The sequence below is a fragment of the Campylobacter sp. LH-2024 genome (assembly GCF_048270605.1).
GTDB lineage: Bacteria > Campylobacterota > Campylobacteria > Campylobacterales > Campylobacteraceae > Campylobacter_D > Campylobacter_D molothri.
On sequence record NZ_CP168139.1, the window covers coordinates 359,240 to 374,470 of the forward strand.

18 protein-coding genes and 4 tRNA genes are annotated in these 15,231 nt (G+C 28.2%); 11 read left to right on the forward strand and 11 right to left on the reverse strand.

The annotated features are described in order from the left end of the window. Positions 1-44: 44 nt before the first annotated feature. The 4 genes from ACD570_RS01930 to aroC are packed head-to-tail and all read left to right on the forward strand — an operon-like array spanning position 45 to position 3,207. Positions 45-1,031, forward strand: coding sequence for a CDC27 family protein (locus tag ACD570_RS01930; protein WP_337207026.1), 987 nt, complete (start codon positions 45-47; stop codon positions 1,029-1,031). Then, positions 1,018-1,458, forward strand: coding sequence for a ribonuclease HI (gene rnhA, locus ACD570_RS01935; RefSeq protein ID WP_200281260.1), 441 nt, complete (start codon positions 1,018-1,020; stop codon positions 1,456-1,458). The genes ACD570_RS01930 and rnhA overlap by 14 nt, the downstream gene beginning before the upstream one ends. Further along, positions 1,445-2,122 carry a ribonuclease III gene (gene rnc / locus ACD570_RS01940; protein WP_337202157.1) on the forward strand — a complete coding sequence of 226 codons (678 nt, stop codon included), beginning with the start codon at positions 1,445-1,447 and terminating at the stop codon, positions 2,120-2,122. The genes rnhA and rnc overlap by 14 nt, the downstream gene beginning before the upstream one ends. After that, the gene (aroC, locus tag ACD570_RS01945) at positions 2,119-3,207 is read left to right on the forward strand and encodes a chorismate synthase (protein ID WP_337207028.1); all 1,089 of its coding nucleotides are present in this window, start codon (positions 2,119-2,121) and stop codon (positions 3,205-3,207) included. The genes rnc and aroC overlap by 4 nt, the downstream gene beginning before the upstream one ends. A gap of 85 nt (positions 3,208-3,292) precedes the next feature. Here the strand turns inward: aroC and ACD570_RS01950 are convergent, their stop codons facing one another. After that, positions 3,293-4,276, reverse strand: coding sequence for an MnmA/TRMU family protein (locus ACD570_RS01950; protein ID WP_337196715.1), 984 nt, complete (start codon positions 4,274-4,276; stop codon positions 3,293-3,295). A gap of 126 nt (positions 4,277-4,402) precedes the next feature. Here ACD570_RS01950 and ACD570_RS01955 point away from each other — a divergent pair, with 126 nt between their 5' ends. Both ACD570_RS01955 and ACD570_RS01960 read left to right on the forward strand, forming a co-directional pair. Then, a complete protein-coding gene (locus ACD570_RS01955; RefSeq protein WP_337198416.1) occupies positions 4,403-4,603 on the forward strand; it encodes a hypothetical protein in 201 nt (66 codons plus the stop codon). Positions 4,604-4,649: 46 nt separating this feature from the next. Continuing rightward, entirely contained in the window at positions 4,650-5,531 is an 882-nt protein-coding gene (locus ACD570_RS01960) for a hypothetical protein (protein WP_337196711.1), read from the forward strand. A gap of 20 nt (positions 5,532-5,551) precedes the next feature. Here the strand turns inward: ACD570_RS01960 and ACD570_RS01965 are convergent, their stop codons facing one another. Genes ACD570_RS01965 through exbB form a run of 3 tightly spaced genes read right to left on the reverse strand, consistent with a single transcriptional unit; the run spans position 5,552 to position 6,997 of the window. Next, entirely contained in the window at positions 5,552-6,193 is a 642-nt protein-coding gene (locus ACD570_RS01965) for an energy transducer TonB (RefSeq protein ID WP_337196709.1), read from the reverse strand. Continuing rightward, on the reverse strand, positions 6,190-6,579 hold the full coding sequence (gene exbD / locus ACD570_RS01970; RefSeq protein ID WP_337196708.1) for a TonB system transport protein ExbD: 390 nt from the start codon (positions 6,577-6,579) through the stop codon (positions 6,190-6,192). The genes ACD570_RS01965 and exbD overlap by 4 nt, the downstream gene beginning before the upstream one ends. Further along, positions 6,572-6,997 carry a TonB-system energizer ExbB gene (exbB, locus tag ACD570_RS01975; protein WP_417904343.1) on the reverse strand — a complete coding sequence of 142 codons (426 nt, stop codon included), beginning with the start codon at positions 6,995-6,997 and terminating at the stop codon, positions 6,572-6,574. Before exbB ends, exbD begins: the two co-directional genes overlap by 8 nt. 163 nt (positions 6,998-7,160) lie before the next feature. On the opposite strand from exbB, the gene ACD570_RS01980 reads away from it, so the two are divergent. The 4 genes from ACD570_RS01980 to ACD570_RS01995 all read left to right on the forward strand — a co-directional run bounded on the left by ACD570_RS01980 (position 7,161) and on the right by ACD570_RS01995 (position 11,267). Then, positions 7,161-7,898, forward strand: a complete 738-nt coding sequence (locus tag ACD570_RS01980; protein WP_200281115.1) for a DUF4261 domain-containing protein — start codon at positions 7,161-7,163, stop codon at positions 7,896-7,898. A gap of 65 nt (positions 7,899-7,963) precedes the next feature. Continuing rightward, positions 7,964-8,380 (forward strand): PepSY-like domain-containing protein, encoded by a 417-nt coding sequence (locus ACD570_RS01985; RefSeq protein ID WP_200281138.1) that lies wholly within the window; start codon positions 7,964-7,966, stop codon positions 8,378-8,380. A gap of 241 nt (positions 8,381-8,621) precedes the next feature. Beyond that, positions 8,622-9,896, forward strand: coding sequence for an aromatic amino acid transport family protein (locus tag ACD570_RS01990; protein WP_200281141.1), 1,275 nt, complete (start codon positions 8,622-8,624; stop codon positions 9,894-9,896). 6 nt (positions 9,897-9,902) lie between these two features. Further along, positions 9,903-11,267 (forward strand): L-serine ammonia-lyase, encoded by a 1,365-nt coding sequence (locus ACD570_RS01995; protein ID WP_337207032.1) that lies wholly within the window; start codon positions 9,903-9,905, stop codon positions 11,265-11,267. Between the two features lie 4 nt (positions 11,268-11,271). On the opposite strand, the gene ACD570_RS02000 is transcribed toward ACD570_RS01995, so the two are convergent. From ACD570_RS02000 to ACD570_RS02030, 7 genes are all read right to left on the reverse strand, one after another. After that, positions 11,272-11,784: a hypothetical protein gene (locus tag ACD570_RS02000; RefSeq protein WP_337207034.1), complete on the reverse strand. Its 513-nt coding sequence runs from the start codon at positions 11,782-11,784 to the stop codon at positions 11,272-11,274. Next, the gene (gene ribD / locus ACD570_RS02005; protein ID WP_337202188.1) at positions 11,762-12,745 is read right to left on the reverse strand and encodes a bifunctional diaminohydroxyphosphoribosylaminopyrimidine deaminase/5-amino-6-(5-phosphoribosylamino)uracil reductase RibD; all 984 of its coding nucleotides are present in this window, start codon (positions 12,743-12,745) and stop codon (positions 11,762-11,764) included. The genes ACD570_RS02000 and ribD overlap by 23 nt, the downstream gene beginning before the upstream one ends. A gap of 79 nt (positions 12,746-12,824) precedes the next feature. Continuing rightward, positions 12,825-12,912 (reverse strand) — tRNA-Ser (locus ACD570_RS02010). A 19-nt stretch (positions 12,913-12,931) separates the two neighbouring features. Further along, a tRNA-Cys gene (locus ACD570_RS02015) sits at positions 12,932-13,005 on the reverse strand. Positions 13,006-13,023: 18 nt separating this feature from the next. Next, positions 13,024-13,112, reverse strand: a tRNA-Leu gene (locus ACD570_RS02020). Between the two features lie 8 nt (positions 13,113-13,120). Next, a tRNA-Gly gene (locus ACD570_RS02025) sits at positions 13,121-13,195 on the reverse strand. A gap of 52 nt (positions 13,196-13,247) precedes the next feature. Then, entirely contained in the window at positions 13,248-14,000 is a 753-nt protein-coding gene (locus ACD570_RS02030; protein WP_337196705.1) for a hypothetical protein, read from the reverse strand. Between the two features lie 75 nt (positions 14,001-14,075). Here ACD570_RS02030 and mutY point away from each other — a divergent pair, with 75 nt between their 5' ends. Continuing rightward, positions 14,076-15,095, forward strand: a complete 1,020-nt coding sequence (mutY, locus tag ACD570_RS02035; RefSeq protein WP_239820137.1) for an A/G-specific adenine glycosylase — start codon at positions 14,076-14,078, stop codon at positions 15,093-15,095. Positions 15,096-15,231: the final 136 nt, after the last annotated feature.

A 15,231-nucleotide genomic window follows, 5' to 3' on the forward strand; every position in this document is an offset into this window, starting at 1 on the left:
AAAGATTTAGCTATAATTTTGCATAAAATTTTTAAAGAGAGTTTATGGATTTTTTCTTTGTTGAATATAGAGACCCTTTAGTAGGGCTTATTATTTTAACTGTTTTAATTTTTGTTGTTTCTGTGGCTAATCATGCTTGGAAATTGTTCGCAAATAAAGATAAAGAACAAAAGCTTGAAAAATTCATTAAAAAATTTGAAATAGATAATATTTATAAGGACTTATTAAAAAATGAGAGATTAAATTTTGGAAATTTGAGCTTTTTAGCTGATATTTTTACAAAAAGTGGAGAATTTGAAAAGGCTACTCAAATTTATTTAATAGCACTTGAAAAAAGTAAAGATAAAAATGAGCAAGAATTTATTTTTATCGCTTTAGCAAATATTTATTTTAAGGCAGGATTTTTAGAACGTGCTAAAGAAGTGTTGCTTCAAGCTTTAAAACTTCGTCCAAGAAATATAGAGGCTTTAAAACTTCTTAAAATTGTGTATTTAAAATTAAAAGCTTATAAAGAAAATTTAGAAATTTTAGAGTGTTTGTTTGAGCTTGGAGAAGAAGTAGAGAAAGAGCAAGAATTTATAAAAGCTTTAAACTTGTATGCTTCAAATTTAAATAATGAAGAAAAAAAACAAAAATTATTAGAGCTAAAAATATCAAATAATCCTATGCTAGGGCGTTTTATTTTTGAAAAATATTCTTTATTCTTAGAGCAAAATTTTAGTGATATTTGTGATCTACTTTATAAACAAGATCAAATTTTTAATTTGGAAAATCAAGAGTTTTTAGAATTTTTTTATGCTTTAGGCTATATTGGCAAAGATCAAATTCCAAGTCATTTTGCTTTTAAAAATTCAAATTTAAAAATGTTAAAAATTTTACGCGAAAACTCTTTCAAAGCAAGACTTGAATTTTCTTATCGTTGTTCAGAATGTAAAAACATAATGCCTTTATTTTTTTATCATTGTCCAATGTGCTATGAATTTAATACTTGTAAGATTATTTGTGAAGTGAAAAATGATGAAATGTGTTGAAATTTATACCGATGGCTCTTGTCTTAATAATCCAGGTTTTGGGGGATGGGCGTATATAGTGTGCTATAAAGGACATCAAAAAGAAGGTTTTGGATCGGAAAAAAATACTACTAATAATCGTATGGAATTAATGGCTATCATTGAGGCTTTAAAAATTCTAAAAGAGCCTTGTGAAATTAAAATTTTTACTGATTCAAATTTGATGGTTCAAAGTATTAATGAATGGCTTGATGATTGGATTAAAAAGGATTTTAAAGGTAAAAAAAATGTAGATTTGTGGAAAGAATATTTAAAAGTATCAAAATCGCATCAAATTCAAGCTTTTTGGATCAAAGCGCATAATGGACATGAGGAAAATGAAAGATGTGATTTTTTAGCAAGAGAAGCTGCTTTAAAATTGCAAAAGGAAAATGATGAAAAATATTGAGATTTTGGAACAAAGTTTAGGTTATCAATTTAAAGATAAAAATCTTCTTATACAAGCACTTACTCATAAAAGTTGTAAAAAATCTTATAATAACGAGCGTTTGGAATTTTTAGGGGATGCGGTTCTTGATTTGATTGTAGGGGAGTATTTATTTCATAAATTTGGAAAAGATGCTGAAGGAGATTTGTCAAAATTAAGAGCTGCTTTAGTCAATGAAAAATCTTTTGCAAAAATCGCCAATAGTTTAAATTTGGGTGATTTTATTTTTATGAGTATATCTGAAGAAAATAATGGAGGAAGAGAAAAACCTTCTATTCTTTCTGATGCTTTAGAGGCGATTATTGGTTCTATTCACCTAGAATCAGGTTTTGAATATGCAAAAAATATTGCTCTAAATCTCATAGAAAGTAATTTTCCAAAAATCGATGCAAAAAATCTGATCAAAGATTATAAAACAAAATTGCAAGAGATTACTCAAGGTGTCATAGGAAAAACTCCAGAATACGAAACACTGCGTGCTTTTGGTCCTGATCATTTAAAACAATTTGAAATTGCTTTAAAACTAGAAGGTAAGGAAATCGCAAGAGCTATTGCAAAAAGCAAAAAAGAGGCGCAACAAATGGCTGCAAAAATTGCGCTTGAAAAATTAGAAAATTTATCATGAATACTTTTGGTACAAGATTAAAATTTACAAGCTTTGGGGAGTCTCACGGGGTGGCTGTGGGTTGTGTGGTAGATGGGATGCCTGCTGGAGTTAAATTTGATGAAGAATTTTTACAAAATGAACTTGATAAACGCAAAGGTGGGAATCAATTTTCAACTCCAAGAAAAGAGAGTGATAAAGCACAAGTTTTAAGCGGAGTTTTTGAGGGATACACCACAGGCCATCCTATTGCCATAGTTGTTTTTAATGAAAATATACGCTCTAAAGATTATGATGATTTTAAAGATGTATTTCGCCCTGCACACGCTGATTTTACTTATTTTCATAAATATGGCTTAAGAGATTATAGAGGTGGTGGAAGATCAAGTGCTAGAGAAAGTGTTGCTAGGGTAGCTGGGGGTGCTGTATGTGCTATGCTTTTGAATGAATTTGATATTTGTGTTCAAAGTGGAGTTTTTAGAGTAGGAAATTTAAAATCAAATTTAGATGAGAGTCAATTTGATTTTCAATGGGCGCAAAAAAGTGAAATTTTTTGTCTTGATCCTAATTTAGAGGATTGTTTTAAAGCAGAAATTTTAAATGCTAAAAATTCAAAAGATAGTATAGGTGCATCTGTTTTTACAAGAGTTACCGGGATGATAAAAGGATTTGGGGAAGTTCTTTATGATAAGTTAGATTCTAAATTAGCTCATGCTCTAATGGGTATTAATGCCGTTAAAGCAGTAGAAATAGGTGAGGGTGTTAATGCAAGTAAAATGTATGGATCTGAAAATAATGATGTTTTAAAGGATAATAAATTCTTAAGTAATCATAGTGGAGGAATTTTAGGTGGAATTTCAAATGGAGAAGATCTTATTTTAAAAACTCATTTTAAACCTACACCTTCGATTTTTAGGAAACAAGAAAGTATCGATCAGTTTGGAAATAATGTAGAGTTAAAAATAAAAGGTAGGCATGACCCTTGTGTTGGTATACGCGGAAGTGTTGTAGTTAATGCTATGATACGTTTAGTTTTAGCTGATTGTTTGCTTTTGAATGCAAGCTCAAATTTGAATAATTTGAAAAAAATTTATAGCATAAAATAAAAAAAGCCCATTTTCATGGGCTTTTTATAGCAATATTTTGAAAAGATTCAATCACTATATCGTTCTTTTTTTAAATTAGTTTATACTAACTTATAAAAAATTTACTAATTTGCGTTTTATCTTCAAAAGCTGAAGCAATAAATTGTTGATTTTTAAATTCTAATTTATAATTGGTATTTATATCGCATTTAGTATAGGTTAAAGCAATTTTTACTGCTAATTCTATATCTTGATTGCTTGCATTTGAACTAAGTAAAGAATAAGCTCCAATCAAATCTCCAAGTCCTATTACTTCGTATTTTGGAGTTTTCAAATTTCTTAAAAGTTCATTTTCTAATTCATTACGCCCTATAATCATTTTAGCGCCCATAGGTAATCTTAAATGACGCCCGTATTTTAAAAGTTGTGCATCATTTACTTGCATATCTTTATCAAATTCTATAAAGTCACGAATTTTTTTGGCAAAACTATCAAGAGTTAATAAACATCCACCACCTGGGCTTTCAAAATCTTCTAAACCAAATTTAGCCGCAAGTTCAAGTTGTCTTTTGCGACTTCTTCCGCTAATGCCTTCAAGTTTTTCCCTATCTACCCAACCTTCTCTTTCAGGTTTTGTTAAAGGTAAATTTTTCGCACACATAGGACGTAAGATAAGATCCTCTTCATCAAGTGCTAGTTTTTTAACTTTTGCCATTGCATCGCTTCTTTGGCTCATTGGACGTTGTCCTAAAACTTCACCAGTAATGATAAAGCTTGCGTTTTCTTCTTTTAACATTGCAAGTGCAGTTTTAAACATAAAAGCATGACAATCTATGCAAGGATTAAAATGTTTTCCATAACCATATTGTGGATTAAAAAGCACTTCTTGCAAATAAGAATTTCTTACATCAATCATCTCAAAATCTGCACCCACCATTGCAGCTCTTTTTTTCATAATTTCACTTTTATCACTTGTGCTTCCAAAACCTATATTGATATTTAGAGCTTTAACTTCTATACCTTGTGAAGTGATAAGTTTCATCGCGAGCATACTATCAAGTCCGCCACTAAAAAGGGCCAATGCTTTCATTTACATTCCTTTTTAAAAATTGAATTTTTGGTATAAATTAATTAACTTTTTGTCGATATTAAAATTGCAATTGTATCAAATAATTTTAAGATTATAATTATAAAATATTTTATTTTTTGGTTTACTATGAGAAAATTACTCTCTGTTGCACTAGTTGCTTGTTTTATTGGTTCTTTTGCTTATGGCAAAACTGAGAACAATAATAAAAGTCCACAAGCGAGAAGTTTTTGCGTTGATTATGAGATAAGATTGAAACAATGCAATTCTTTACCTACTCAATATCAAAGACAAATGTGTCGTTTAGGCTTATTTGCGGCTTGTAAATAAAATAAATAAGCCCAAGTTAATGCTTTAAAATTTCTAAGGAGTTATTATGGATATAACAATCAATGATTTTAATGTTTCTTTACCAAGTTCTCAAAATGTTACAAATCGTAAAGAAATTTTAGAATTAAAAAAAGAAGAGCAAGAAAAAGTCAAAGTAAATGATGTTTCAGATAATCAAACTTCAGGTTTTAAAGTGGTTTTTGAAAGCAAACAAGGCGAACTTATGGCTTTAAAAATCAGTGATGAAAATTATAAAAATTTGCAAAGTCATTTTGGCTCTTTTACGAATTATATCGCTAGAGATGATGGAACTATAAGGCTTAATGGCGAAGCTAATGAGTTTATTGCTAATTGGTTTGAAAAAATAAGCAGCGAGTTTTTTAATCCAAATTCATTAAATAATAAAGAAGAATCAAATCATATCAATGTGAAATTTCATAAAAATACCTTATTTGAAAGTATGCAAAATTTAGCTTTTAAGGGCGAAGATGAATTAAGTCAAACCACAGATTTGCAAACTAGGCTTAATTTTGCTATGGAAAAAGATGTGAATTTTGATGGAAATGTCAATGAATTTGACGTGAAAAAAGAAAGCTTGACGGAAATTTTAAAAGATATCAAGAATGCATCGGGTGGAAGTGCAGATGCTACTAAAATCACAGATCCACAAAAAAGTGATGAAAATGATGAGGTAAAAGTCAAAAAGAAAAAAGATGAAAAAGACGATAAAGACTTACTTGAAATTGCCAAAGAAAAAGGACTAAGCGCTTTAAATGCAGATGAGCAAGCTAAACTTAAAGCAAGTAATCCGCAAATTTTTGAAGAACTTCAAAATAAGTCTTTAGAGAATTTAGGGCAAAATTTAAAAAAAGATTTAATGGTACAAATAAGTAACAATGAAGCTATATTTGTTGATAAAAGAGTGTAAATAAAAATATTTGGCGAATTTTATCCTTTTAAGCTATATATAATAGGGAGTATAATTCTTAAATCATTTTTATAGTAAGGAAAATTGACTGAAGCCTTACGAATGCTTTCTAGAGCATTTTTATCCAAGAGAGTGTATCCAGAACTTTGGACTATCTTTAATTCTGCTAAAGTTTTATTTTCTTTCCATAAAAATTCTACTTTAACAATTCCTTGTATACCCATTCTTTGAGCTTGTCTAGGATAGTTTTGGGCTTTTTGAATTGCTTTTTGAATTTCTTCAAGCAATGGATGTTTGTCTTTGCCTTGTATGAGTTGAGTTATCTGAGATGAAGGATTTATAACTGCTTGATTTGTTGTCGGTTTTGACTCAATTGTGTTTAACTTTTGTTCTATTTTTTTGATTTTTTTTGTATCTTTTTTTATAGGCTTTGGTTGAATTTTATTAATTTTAGGTGTGATTTTTTCTATAATTTTATTTTCTTGCATGGGTGCTGGATTGATTTGAGCAAATTGTTTCATTGATAAGGTAAAAATTTCTTCATTTTTAAATTTTATCTTAAAAAAATCAGCGGAATTAAAGATTAAAAAAAATACAGGTAAAAAGATCACAAAAGATAGATAAAAAGCTTGATATTTGTGATTTAAAAATAAGTTTTTCACTTATTTTTCTCCGTTATGATTTGAAAATTTTCATGCTCTTTGTTTTTTAGCAGATCAATAATTTGTATAAAACTTTCAAATTTAGCATTCCTATCGCTTTTTAATTCTACGATGGTTTTTTGATCAAGTTGAGATATCGCATCTTTTATTTGTTCTAAATTTACTATTTTATCATCTAAATAAAAAATATTTTTTCCATCAATGGTAATGAGAAGTTTTTTTTCATGATTATTAAGACTTGTAGAACTCTCACTTTTTGGAAGATTAATTTGAATTTTACCTTGCACAATAAAGGTTGAAATGCTAAGAACAATAGCAAGCAAAACAAGCATAATATCTATAAAAGGAACGATATTTAACCCTTCATTTTTTGGCAATTTAATCATTTTGATTTATCCTATAAGTACTACTTAAAAGAGAAATTTTACGTAATAAAGCATTATAAGCTATAAGAGTTGGAATTGCAACTAAAAGACCCAAAGCTGTAGCTTTAAGAGCTAAAGAAAGTCCTATAACTATAGATTTTACATCTATATTACCTGCTAAACCCATTTCATAAAAAGTAACCATAATCCCAATAACAGTTCCTAAAAGACCAATATATGGGGCATTAGAATAAATAATATATATGGTAGTTAAATTTTCACTAATTGCATTATCAAATTCTTCTTGATTTTTATAATTTGTAAAATTAATTTTTCTAAAAAATAATAATCTTTCAATAACACACCAAAGTACTATAAAAGCCATTATTCCTAAAATTAAAAAAATGATTAAATCAATATAGTTTCTTAAAAATTCCATACAAAATCCCATTAAATATTTGTTAAAATCGTACGATTATACTACAAGAAAAATAAAACTATAATTAATAGTAATTATCATAATTTTTAAAAATTTAAACCTTAAAAAATGGATGATTTAAGGTATAATAAAAATTAAATAATAAATTTCTAAGGAAAATAGTATGCAGCAAAATCATAATTTTACTTCCTTTGTGCTTTTAGGTAATGAAGAGTTTGATTTTTTAAAATTACAAAATTTGCTCAATAATGAATTTGATATTTTAATTCCAGATGAGAATTTTAATCAAGATGGAGTTATTTTTTATCATAAGAATATGCTAGTAACTTTAAGCTTGATTAAAAATCCTATACCTAATAAAGAAGCTGAATATTATGCGAATTTTAATTTTATGTGGAAAGACGCTTTAAAAGAAACAAAAAAGCATAAAGCTCATCTTTTAATTGCTGTACTTAGTCAAAGTGAAAGCAAGCTTGAACAAGCTAAGCTTTTTACTCAAGTTTCATCAGTATGCTTACAAGATAGAAATGCTTTAGGATTTTATACAGGTGGAGTTGTTTTAGAACCTAAATTCTATATCGAAAATGCTAATATGTTAAAAGAAAATCGTTTGCCAGTTTATAATTGGGTTTATGTAAGCGTATATCCTTGTGAGAATGGTGTTAATGCTTATACTTATGGATTAAGAAATTTTAATCGTTTGGAATTTGAAGTTTGCGAAAGTAAAATGGAGGAAAAGGAATTGTTTTTTTCTTTATATGATATTATTTTGCATATTTTAACTTATGATATTGAGTTAAAAGATTTAGATACTTTAAAATTTGAAAATGGCAAAAATATTAGTTTCTCAAAAAGTAAAGGAGTAAGTGTTGAAGGAGATAGCTTAAAAATAAATTTTTAAGCTTCACACTTGCTTCACAAAAATTAGATTTAATTCTTGCAACCAAAATAAAATAAGGAGAATTAATGAAAATAAAATTAGGTTTAGTAGCTTTATTGGGAGCTACAGTACTTTTAGCTAAAGATATTATCGTTCCTGCTAGTACTCTTCCAAAAAATGCACAAGATTTTATTGCCGCAAATTTTAAAAATGCTCAAATTGCTTTAGTTAAAAAAGATATTGATTCTTTTGATGTAACTTTAAGCAATGGAACTGAGATAGATTTTATGATTAATGGAGAATGGAAAGAAGTAGATGGAAAATATCAAGCATTGCCTAATAGTATTTTGCCAAGCATTATGTCTAAAATAAGCACTTCTTCAAACGCACAAATTTTAGAAGTGAGCAAAGAAATAAATGGATATAAATTTGAATTAAATAATTATATGAAAGTATATACAGATATGCAAGGTAATATCTTAGGGCAGAAAATGGATCATTAATTATAAAGTGTTAAAAAATAATTAAAATATTTGAATTTTTCAAATATTTTAATTAAAACTGAAATAATATTTTATTTATAGTTTTATAATACTTCCTTATATCATAAAATTTTACATATTTATTAATTTTTAATTTATAAAATATTTCACAAAAATTAATTATATAATAAAAATATCTACAATATTTACAAAAATTTTGATATAATAATTTGCTTATTTTATTGTTAAAAAGGAAAAACAGATGGATACTTCTAATAATAAATGGACCAGCCACGATATAAGGTGGGTGTTATCTCTTTTTGGAACGGCAATTGGTGCAGGTGTCTTGTTGCTGCCTATAAGTGCAGGGCTTGGCGGATTAATTCCCTTGCTAGTAATACTTGTTTTAGCTTTTCCTATGACTTATTTAGCTCATAGAAATTTATGTCGCTTTGTTCTTTCAAGTTCTAATCCAAAAGATGATATTACTTTTGTTGCAGAAAGTTATTTTGGCAAAGGTGGTGGTTTTTTAATTACCGTATTGTATTTTTTTGCTATATTACCCATTTTACTTGTTTATAGTGCAAATCTTACAACTACTTTGATTGAATTTTTAATCAATCAATTTCATTTTGATGCAACAACACTTCATGGAGCTCGTATATGGATAAGCTTTTTAGTAGTAGGTGCTTTAGTTCTTGTTTCAATTTTTGGTGAAGGTGTAGTTACTAGGGCTATGAGTTTTCTTGTTTTCCCTTTCATTATATTTTTATTTATTCTTTCATTGCTTTTAATCCCTCAATGGAATGCAGCTCTTTTTACAAATATAGATTTTTCAGTATTTCAAACAAGTAATTTTTGGGTGACTTTATGGCTTGTGATTCCTGTCATGGTATTTAGTTTTAATCATTCTCCTATTATTTCATCTTTAGCTTGTTTTTGTAAAAAAGAATATGGCGACAATGCAGAATTTCGTGCTAGAAGAATTATTTCTTCAGCTGTAGTTTTAATGGTATTTGTGGTAATGTTTTTTATCTTTTCTTGTGCTTTGACTTTCACTCCTGAAGAATTTGCATCTGCTAAAGATCAAAATGTTAATATTTTAACTTTTATCGCAAATAAATTTCCCCAAGTAGCTATTTTAACTTATGTTGGACCTATTGTTGCTCTTGTTGCGATTAGTAAAAGCTTTTTAGGACATTATTTAGGTTCTCAAGAAGGTTTAAATGGTATTTTATATAAAGCAAGTAATGGAAAAATTCAAGGTAAATTAGCACAAACTTTAACAGCTATTATTACTTTTATTGTTGCTTGGTATGTGGCTTATAAAAATCCAAGTGTTATAGGTATTATTGAAACTATAGGTGGTCCTGTTTTAGCAATATTACTTTTTTTAATGCCGATTTATTGTATCTATCGTTTTGATATTTTGGCAAAGTTCCGCAATAAAATTTTAGATATTTTTATTGCTATCATGGGGATTGTAGCTATTTCAGCTGTTGTACATAATTTAATTTTAGAATATTTTGTAAAGTAGTATATGATGAGTAATTTAAGTATTTTTAAAATAGGAGTAGGTCCTTCATCTTCGCATACTTTAGGACCTATGCTTGCTGGAAATTTATTTTGTAAGAAGATTATTAAAAGAATTGATGAAATAACTAAAATAGAAGTTATTCTTTATGGTTCTTTGTCTTTAACGGGCAAAGGACATTTAAGTGATAAGGCAGTAATTTGGGGTTTAAATGGTTTAGAGGCTAAAAATTTAAGTGCTTCTATACAAGAAGAAGCCAATAAAAACGCCTTAGAAAAAGGTAAAATTAATCTATGTGGACAAAAAGAATTAAATTTTAATTATGAAAGAGATTTAATTTTTTCTAAAGATTTTTTACCTTTGCATGAAAATGGAATGCAAATTAAAGCTTTTAATGAAAAAGGTGAGCTTATCGATGAAGAAACTTATTATTCTGTAGGCGGTGGATTTGTTTTAACTGCTGCAGAATTAGAAAAAAGAAATAAAAATTCAAGTCAAAACTTATCAAGCAAAAATGAAATTGAACTCAATAACGCCAAAGAAGTTCTTGAATTTTGCGAGAAAAATAATTGGAATTTGGCGGAATTATCGTATCAATATGAATTGCAGTTTCACACAAAAGAAGAAATCAGATCTTATTGTCTTGAAATTTGGGAAGTGATGCAAGAAGTTTATTATAATGGAATTCATCCTACTGAGGAGTATTTACCTGGTAAACTCAATTTAAAACGTAGAGCCAAGGGCTTACATGAACGTATATCTATGACAGCTGATCCTATGGGAATTATTGATTTTATCTCATTATATGCTCTTGCAGTTGCAGAAGAAAACGCAAGTGGTGCTAGAGTGGTTACAGCTCCTACAAATGGAGCTTGCGCAGTTGTTCCTGCTGTAATGCTTTATCTTAAAAATCATACTGTAGGTTTTAATGATGATGAAGCGGTAAATTTCTTATTAGCAGCTATGCTCATTGGTTCATTATATAAGAAAAATGCAAGCATTAGTGGGGCTGAAGCTGGATGTCAAGCTGAAATTGGTAGTGCAAGTTCTATGGCTGCTGCTGCAATGGCTACAGTTTTAGGCGCAAATGCTTTTAAGGCTTGCAACGCTGCTGAAGTGGCAATGGAACATCATTTAGGTTTAACTTGCGATCCTGTTGCAGGACTTGTTCAAATTCCTTGTATTGAAAGAAATGCTTTTGGAGCAATTAAAGCTATCAGTGCAGCAAGGATGGCTATGACTCGACAATCAACTCCTAAAGTTGGTCTTGATGAGGTGATAGAAACGATGTATGAAACCGGCAAAGATATGAATTATAAATATAAAGAAACTTCTTTGGGTGGTCTTGCTACAAATTTAAAAACAGTATGTTAAAGCATTATGCTTTAACATTTTTTCTTTTTTTTAAAAATTCTTTTATTTCGTCTTTTGAAAATTTTTTTAATAAATTAATATGTCTAAAAAGTAAATTAGTACTAATAGAGCTTGCAATTAATACTATAATACATAGAATTAAAAACAATAAGTCAAGAATGCTAAATTCCATTAAAAACAAGCTAGCAAAAAATAAACTTCCAAAAAATAAAAAAGACAAAAGTAGGCTTTGTTTTGTTTGAATTTCTCCAAGATTATCTGAATTTTGTGTTAAATTTTTAAAAAATATGATTTTTCTACTAATGCTTAAAACAAGAATTTCATCATTTTCTTTAAAAATCTGTTCTTTTATTCCTTGATAGATAAAAGTTTCTCCATTTGGATTAATTTCATCTTTGTAAGATTTTAAAATATAATCTTTTAAAATGATATTTTTAATACTACTTTTCTTTTCAATTTTAAGGAAATTAAAATCATATTTTATGTGAAAGAAATTATTCAGATTCATAAATGCCATAAGTATCATTTCCTAAAAAATTTTTATAAAGAGGTTTTAAATTTAAAGATATTGTAACATTTTTTTGATTATTTAAAATGGAACTTTGAAAAATTAAAAATAAATCTATTTCATTTTTTAAACTTTTTAAAAAATTTTCTCCCCCTTCATACATTAAAAATTTAGCTTTTTCTGGAATTTTGGTATAAATTTTACGATTTGGAATTTGAAATAAAGGAATATTATGATCAAAATTTTCTAATTTTTTATGACTTAAAATACAAAGATCAGGCGCTTTTCCTTGACAAAGTCTTGCATCTAAAGTTGGCTTATCTATTCTTATGGTATTGCCTCCTATGACTAAAAGATCAATAATTGATCGGATTTTATGAGCATAAGTTCTACTTAATTTATTGCTTACGATTTTTCCTAAAGTTGATCCATTCATAGAAAGGGCTAATTTAAAAAGTTTAAATTGTCCCTTTTGCCATTTTAAAAAAGGTTTTAAGAGATCTTTTCCTTCTTTTTCAAGTATACCAAATTCTATTTCTATACCTTGATTTCTTAGAAAATCTGCTCCCCCTTTTGCAATATCATTTTCATCTTTAACGCTGATAAAAATTTTTTTAAAACCAAGTTCGCTAAAAAGCTTTGCACAAGGAGGAGTTTTGCCTTGATGAGAACAAGGCTCTAAAGTAACAAAAGCTATAGCTCCTTTAAATATATTTTGATGATTTTTGCAAATAAAATCATGCAAAGCATTGGCATCTTTAGGTAAAAGAATTTCAGGTCTTATTTTTTCTAAAGCATTAGCGATTGCATTTAATTCTGCATGTGCTAAACCCGCTTTTTCATGTGCTTTTATAGCTAATATTTTTCCATTTTTGTCTAAGATGACACAGCCTACTGCTGGATTGGGATAGGTTAAAAATTGATATTTCCAAGCCTCATTTAAGGCTAATTGCATATAAAATTCTTTCATTGTTTCCATTAAAATTTCTTTTTTTAGTAATGATTATATAATATTATTATTTTTTTGTATAGTATATTTAAGAAGTTAGTGGCCGGGAGAAAGGGATTCGAACCCCTGGAGGTGTTACCCTCAACGGTTTTCAAGACCGCCGCTTTCGACCACTCAGCCATCTCCCGATTATAATCTTGTGCCTTTTGGAGGCGACATCCGGATTCGAACCGGAGATCAAGGCTTTGCAGGCCCATGCCTTACCGCTTGGCTATGTCGCCCTGATAAATTTTAGAAAGTGGTGCCCGAGGCCGGACTTGAACCGGCACGGAAGAAAAATTCCGAGGGATTTTAAGTCCCTTGTGTCTACCAATTCCACCACCCGGGCGGGTGATATGGAGCGGGAAACGAGATTCGAACTCGCGACCCCAACCTTGGCAAGGTTGTGCTCTACCCCTGAGCTATTCCCGCAAAGTTTAAAGATGAAATTCTAGCAAAATAAACTTAAAATGAGTTTATTTTGCTATTTACATATAAATAATGCTTTAGCGCTTAAGCTTTGTTCTGTATTTTTAACAACAGGTAAGGATAGTTGCATATTATTGGATTTTGTAGCAAAAAATCTTGGTGATATATTTGCATTTAAATTTGTATCTAGAGTTTTTAATATACAAGTTTTATTTAAATCTTTAGAGTAAATTTCTTCATAAGAATATGCTTTTTGTAAAAGTTGATTATAGAGTTTTTCTTTATTTTCTTGTAAAAGTTTTTTTGAAAATCTAGGCTCTAAAGAGGGTATGGAAACTCCTATAAAAGAGCTTTTTTTAACTATAGTATTTAAATCATTTACAAAATGGTTAAAATTTTCAAGATCATTTTCTTTAATAATACATTCTAAATTCGCATTTAATTTTTGTCCTTTTATAGTTTGTATGCCATCTTTGTAAGAAAAATTAGGCTCTAAAGAAAAACTTCCTCCGCTACAAAAATTATCTTTTTGGGTGCGTTGTATGATTTGATTAAAAGTTTCGGCAATTTGTTTTTTTTCATCATCGCTTAGAGTGATTTTAGTGTCAAGATTTTCATTAGCCCAAAAATTAATATTTGTATAAAATTCATCAGGTTTTAAGTGGGTGCCAATTTCAATATTTCTTGAAAAATTTAAAGCTTGATTTGGATATTTTTTTTCTAAAAATTCAACATTAAAAACTACTCCGGCAACAAAAAGCAAAAGACATAAAAATCCTATACCTAAGCCTTTGAAAAAAGCCAACATATTTACTCCTTTTTAAAGAATCATTTTTTATTATTTTATCAAAAAAATCTAAAATTTTTTGATATACTTTGATTTATGCAAAAACAAATCATTGAAAAACTCCAAAAGAAATTGCTTCTTTGGTATGAGGAAAAAGGGCGCAAAGATTTACCTTGGAGAAATTTACAAAGCATTCATTGTGATGATAGATTAAGACAGATTGATAGGGCTTATGGGGTTTATATTAGTGAAATTATGCTTCAACAAACTCAAGTAAAATCTGTTTTAGAAAAATTTTATTTTCCATTTTTACAAAAATTTCCTACCTTACAAAGTTTGGCTAATGCTAATGAAGATGATCTTTTAAAGGCTTGGCAGGGACTTGGTTATTATAATCGTGCTAGAAATTTAAAAAAAGCAGCTTTAGAATGTATGGAAAAATTTAGCGGTATTTTACCAAAAGAACTTAAGAAATTAAAAAGTTTAAGTGGCATAGGAGCCTATACAGCAGGTGCAATTGCTTGTTTTGCTTATGATCAAAAAGTGGCTTTTGTTGATGGTAATATACGTCGTGTTCTTTCTCGTCTTTTTGCCTTAAAAAATGCAAGCATGAAAGAACTTGAGTTAAAAGCATATGAAATCTTAAATTTAAATGATACTTTTAATCATAACCAAGCTTTACTTGACATAGGTGCTTTAATTTGTTTGCCAAAAAATCCAAAATGTGGAGTTTGTCCTTTTTATGATTTTTGTAAAGCTAAATTTAATCCAAATTCTTATCCAGAAAATAAAAAAATTCTTTATGAAAAGTTAAATTTATTTCTTATTTTTATGGAGTATAAAGAACAAATTGCAATTAAAAAAAGTCAAGAAAAACTTTATAAAGGTATGTATAATTTTCCTTTATTTAAAGAAGATGAATTTAAAAAGCAAAAAAATATGATATTTTTAGGGGAGTTTAAACATAGCTATACTAAATATAAAATCAATATTCAAGTCTATCATCAAATTTTAAAAATCAAAACTAAAGATTATGAATTTAAAAATTTTAAAGAATTAAAACATATTCCACTATCAATACTTTCTTTAAAAGCTTTAAATTTAATCAAGTTTTGATTTTTATATTGTAATAAAGTTTTTATTATTGTTATTTGAAAAAAGTAAATTCAATGTAAAAAACGATCTATGCTAAATTTATAAGTTGTGTTGCTATTAAGATTTTTGTTATTGTAAAAGAATTTAAAATCGTCAA